5 protein-coding genes are annotated in these 4748 nt (G+C 34.7%); 2 read left to right on the top strand and 3 right to left on the bottom strand.

What is annotated here, in order from left to right; genetic code table 11:
* Positions 1-242 precede the first annotated feature (242 nt).
* The 3 genes from F2B13_RS20295 to F2B13_RS20285 form a co-directional block, all read right to left on the bottom strand.
* Positions 243-947, bottom strand: a complete 705-nt coding sequence (locus F2B13_RS20295; protein WP_149305003.1) for a DUF3667 domain-containing protein — start codon at positions 945-947, stop codon at positions 243-245.
* A 119-nt stretch (positions 948-1066) separates the two neighbouring features.
* Entirely contained in the window at positions 1067-1705 is a 639-nt protein-coding gene (locus tag F2B13_RS20290; protein WP_149305002.1) for a hypothetical protein, read from the bottom strand.
* Between the two features lie 127 nt (positions 1706-1832).
* Positions 1833-2654: a CPBP family intramembrane glutamic endopeptidase gene (locus F2B13_RS20285; RefSeq protein ID WP_149305001.1), complete on the bottom strand. Its 822-nt coding sequence runs from the start codon at positions 2652-2654 to the stop codon at positions 1833-1835.
* Positions 2655-2822: 168 nt separating this feature from the next.
* Between F2B13_RS20285 and F2B13_RS20280 the strand changes: the two genes are divergently transcribed.
* Together F2B13_RS20280 and F2B13_RS20275 are read left to right on the top strand one after the other, a co-directional pair.
* Positions 2823-3917 (top strand): nickel-binding protein, encoded by a 1095-nt coding sequence (locus F2B13_RS20280; protein ID WP_149275087.1) that lies wholly within the window; start codon positions 2823-2825, stop codon positions 3915-3917.
* A 93-nt stretch (positions 3918-4010) separates the two neighbouring features.
* Positions 4011-4427, top strand: a complete 417-nt coding sequence (locus tag F2B13_RS20275; protein WP_232625276.1) for a group I truncated hemoglobin — start codon at positions 4011-4013, stop codon at positions 4425-4427.
* The last annotated feature ends 321 nt before the right edge of the window (positions 4428-4748 follow it).

Here is a 4748-nt window from a genome sequence, read left to right as displayed (position 1 = left end):
CTTTTAGTTTAAAGCTCTCGCTATAACGTCTTACATATCCATCATTTTTATACATATACTTGAAGTGTTTTGTATACATATTTCAGGACGGGTCAAAATTGCGTACAACGGTTCGTGTATGATTAGTTGCGTGGTTGGGAAATTAAGTTTGCAAGTACAAACCAAGCTGAAAATCCGCAAGGATTTTCAGAAGTAGGCGAGAACGGGCAATTACTTATAGCATTGTTAGCTGCTGTTGTTTTTTATTGAATTTTTGATATTAAGTCAATTCCTGATCCCAAAATTACAGCTAGGAAATAGAAAGTTACCATACCTAAAATGTAAGCAAATATTCCTTTTAGGTAGTTCATTTTTTTATTTTTTTCAAAAAACCGACCAATTGACCAAGCTGTGTAAATGAAGCCTAAAATGGCTCCAATTTGTAATATTTTCAGTTTAGTAATACTTTCCAATATTCCAGATATCGTATAGATCAACATTCCAATGCCCATTATAAAACATAAAAGGATTATTATTTCGTAAAAATTGTAATCATATTTTCTAAAAAAAAGCTTAATCCATATAGCGATAAAGATTGACATTAAGATATTGGCATATCCGTAGTGTTTTTGTATCCAATTTAAAATATTTGTAATTGCAGAATCTCCAAAGCCTTCAGCACTAACATATCCGTCTTCAAAATGCAGTAGTTGCTGGAATAATGTATAAATTAATGAGCAAACTATTAGAAAAACCATAGGTTTTACAATTCGTTTTCTATCATAAAAAAGAAACTTTCGAACTGTGCTGCCTGGCTTTATGATTAATTCTCTAATAGTGTAGAATAGTCCTCTATCAAAGTTGATGACACTACTAATTTCATTCCAAACATACTTTCCATCAATTCTATCTAAAGGTTTTGGGTCTTTGCGTTTTTCAAATTCTTTATCCTCAATGTCTTTATTCATTCAAGTCTGTTTGTGATCAATGCAGCTAACGGTTCGTGCATGGTTAGTTGCGGGAAAAAGGCAATCATTTTTTCGCTTTTACTAAGATAATTGATTATACTTTTTGTCGGCAACGTATTTTATTCATTCATCCCATTCTTCAAATAGAAATATCCAATTGCTAATGGTAAAAGAAAAAATGCTGCGCCGATTATCTTCATTGAAATTCCGAATGCGTAACCGACTGTAAAAAGAAGGATAATAAACGCTAAAAGGCTAAACCCGAATACTTTCAAGATTTTACCATTATTATTTAGTGTTTCAACTAAAAAAGCCACAACAAATAATAGAAGTCCATAACGCCCAAATTGATACAGATATCCAATTCCACCCCTTAGCGTTTCAAATATTGCTGGTTCAGAATTATACATTTCCAAGGCTTGGTAATAGGTTCCAAGAGTGAGTCCAAAAGCAACTAACATCAAAAGACTACACACTGTTAGTATTGACCATACTATTCGCATTAAGACCTCGGCTTTTTTTAGTAGAAGAAAGTAACCTGTTATATAAACAAAATGACTTAGCATTTGCCATGTCCAAATATGCTTTAAATTTTCCCAGTTACTTAAGATAAATATATTCGTTTCCTTATTAGTTCTGGCATGACCAATCCATCCAATACTATATTCAAAGTATATGGTAGTCAAAAGAACAATTGAACCTAGAATTAGGAACAATCCTCCAATACTATTCTCATTGATTAATTTGGATTTAGTCATTTATCAATGTTTGCCAACGTGTTTGTATAAGATGAGTTACGTTGTTTAAACAACCATTTTAGAAAATACAAACCGAATGGAAAATCCGCGAGGATTTTCGTAAGTAGGCGTGCACTAGCAATTAATTTTACACGGTGTTGGCACTTGTTTTTAATTTATTCTTTACTATTAAAAATCCAGTAAATATTAACATTCCGATGCTGGATAATAAATGTACTTTTTTGAAATCCATATTCAATTCAGGGTAAAACAGCAATGCGATCCCTGCATTAATTGACAAGTGAAATAAAATTGCAATAAGAACACTTCCCTTTGAATTGATTACCAACCAAGTAATTATTATGGATAGGCAGATTAGCACTGTAAAATATGCAATTACAGGAATTATAGATATTGGTTCTCCACTAACCAAGGTTCCGAATGGTGCCCACCATAGTGGAATATGCCAAACAAACCATATAAATCCAATAATGATCGCACTTTTCAAGTTTGAATATTTTTTTTGAAATTCGGGCAATAAAAAACCTCTCCATCCTAGTTCTTCTCCCAAAGGTCCAGCATACAATCCCGTTAATAATATTGTTGGTATCGATAGATATGCCATTCTATCAAAACCTCCAATTTCCCCAATAAATTGGCCGTAAAGTGCAATACCAATAATGACAAATATTAGAGGTAAAAAAATTATGTATAAATAATATTTAAAAGGGACTTTCCATATAAAAAGCTTTTTGAGTAATTCAAATAACCCTTTGAGTCCATCAAAGAATAGAGTTGTAATTATTCCGGAAATTGTTGGTCCATATACCCCAACAAAAAAGAAAACTAAAAATTTACCGATTGACTCTTGATTAATTCCGTCTGATAGGTAGTTTAATCCAATAATCCAAAGTATCCAAGACCATAAAAAGGTCAGTAGTAAAAACACAAATAATTTTTTTCTATTCATTTTTTAAATAAGTGCCAAGGGTTTGGGTATGTTTCGCGATGGCGATTAGCCGACATGCAATATACACATTGTTGGCATACCGTTGTTTTTGTTCAATCGGTTTACGAGGAAGATCAAGTAAACCTTATTTTATAATCCTATATTGTTCATTCATTCAAAGAAATACCAATGCCAATATACATGGATCGACATGATGTGTCTAAAGAAGTAACTGCCGAAAGTGTAGCCCGTCTACATCTAGAAGACCTTAAAGTTCAGCACGAGTACAATTGCCGTGGTTTAACATATTGGTTTGATGATAAGCGAAAAATCGCATTCTGTTTGGTAGAAGCTCCAAATACCGAGTCTGTACACAAAATGCACAATCACGCACACGGTGAGGTACCTCATTCAATTATTGAGGTAGATGCAAGTCTTGTTGAATCATTTTTGGGAAGAATGGAAGATCCTGATGCGATGCTTGGGGCTGAACTGAATGTAATTGACGAACCCGCATTTCGTTTTTTACTATCGGTTCAAATAACAATCGGGCAGCTGAACAACAATAACCAAGAAAAAGATTTAGCATCAACTATTAAAGACTATTTGAGTAAGGTCAACAAAGTGGTCAATGATATGCACGGCACAGTGGTACGGCAAGATAGCCGCAAACTGCTGATCTCTTTAACAACTGCCCAACACGCTGTGCTTTGTGGATTAGTACTTTCCGAGAAGTTAGGAAAGATATATTCTCATCTTGGTATGAATATAGGTTTAGATGCGGGGCTTCCCGTGGAAGGCAACAAATCCATATTTGAAGATGTCATCCAAACTTCAAAGAGATTATGTGAAATTGGAAGAGGATTTTCGGTTTCACCTACGGTATTGAAAATATATCAGGATGAGCAACCAGATACCGTCATCAATTCTATAGAAATCACAAAAATTAGTTTAGCCGAGATGATTTTTCTTAATAAGTTCTTTGGTTTTATGGAGACCAACTTTTCACATTCAGAACTGAGGATAGATGTACTTGTAACCAGCCTTGGACACAGTAGGTCTCAAGCGTATAGGAATAGTGTGGGCTTGTTAGGTATTTCACTAAACGCATACTTCAATAAGTATAGATTGGAAAGGTCATTGGATAAACTGAACAGTGGATTGAACTCCATATCCGAAACGGCTTATTTATGCGGCTTTTCTAGCTCCTCATATTATTCAAAGTGTTTTCGCAAAATGTATGGGGTATCTCCCAAAGAATATATGATGGCCATTCACTCATGAATAGGTCAGCTCATGAATAGGTCTGTTCTGGTCAAAATTTACATGCCTTTGAATTAATAGTTATAGTAGTGCTTGGACATAAGACTTACATTTATGGAAAAATATATTCTTAATGAAGTAAATAAATCCAAAAGTATGTCAGAATCATTATTTGAGCGATTAGGAAAAGAAAAAGGCATTGTGAGTATTGTAGATGATGTGGTTGAAGCACATATGAACAATCCGGTAATTTCTGCTCGGTTTACTCCCTATTTGGAGCAGCCAGAAAATTTGGCGGGAATTAAAAAGCATACTGTCAATTTCTTTACAACGGGAAGTGGTGGGCCACAGGTTTATGCAGGTAGGGATATGGAAACAACTCACCGAGGAATGAACATAAGTGCTTCAGAATATATGGAGACGATGGATGATATTTTCATGGTGCTTGATAAGCATGGAAAAGACGGCCAAACTAAAAAAGATGTGCTCGAAATTCTATGGTCATTAAAAGGTTTGATAATAGGTAAGTAAATTTTTACCAGCGGATAAACTAATCCCTGACGACGATCACCTTTAGGACATCTCCTATTTTTATAAAATGGATGCCAACGGCCTCGGTTATGAGTAGTTGCGTAGTGGCTCCGACAAGCATAGCGAGAGGAAGGCAGAGCAACTTAACTTTGCAAGTACACACTAAGCTGAAAATCCGTGAGGATTTTCAGATGTAGTCGAGAACGGCGCCATTGCTTATAGCCATCCTAAGTTTGTCTTTGATTAATTTATATTAGTTAAAACCAAAGAACAAAAGAGCAGAGTAAGGTTACTATAGCCGTAGGAACTTCCGATTCCGTT

Origin of the sequence: Pareuzebyella sediminis (genome assembly GCF_008367235.1) — a bacterium.
Classification (GTDB): Bacteria; Bacteroidota; Bacteroidia; order Flavobacteriales; family Flavobacteriaceae; genus Pareuzebyella; species Pareuzebyella sediminis.
This window is presented reverse-complemented; position numbering and strand designations above follow the sequence as displayed.

Excerpts from the sequence above, each read along its gene's own strand:
- F2B13_RS20295 (WP_149305003.1), bottom strand. The coding sequence starts at position 947 with ATGAATAAAGACATTGAGGATAAAGAATTTGAAAAACGCAAAGACCCA.
- F2B13_RS20290 (WP_149305002.1), bottom strand. The coding sequence starts at position 1,705 with ATGACTAAATCCAAATTAATCAATGAGAATAGTATTGGAGGATTGTTC.
- F2B13_RS20285 (WP_149305001.1), bottom strand. The coding sequence starts at position 2,654 with ATGAATAGAAAAAAATTATTTGTGTTTTTACTACTGACCTTTTTATGG.
- F2B13_RS20280 (WP_149275087.1), top strand. The coding sequence starts at position 2,823 with ATGCCAATATACATGGATCGACATGATGTGTCTAAAGAAGTAACTGCC.
- F2B13_RS20275 (WP_232625276.1), top strand. The coding sequence starts at position 4,011 with ATGGAAAAATATATTCTTAATGAAGTAAATAAATCCAAAAGTATGTCA.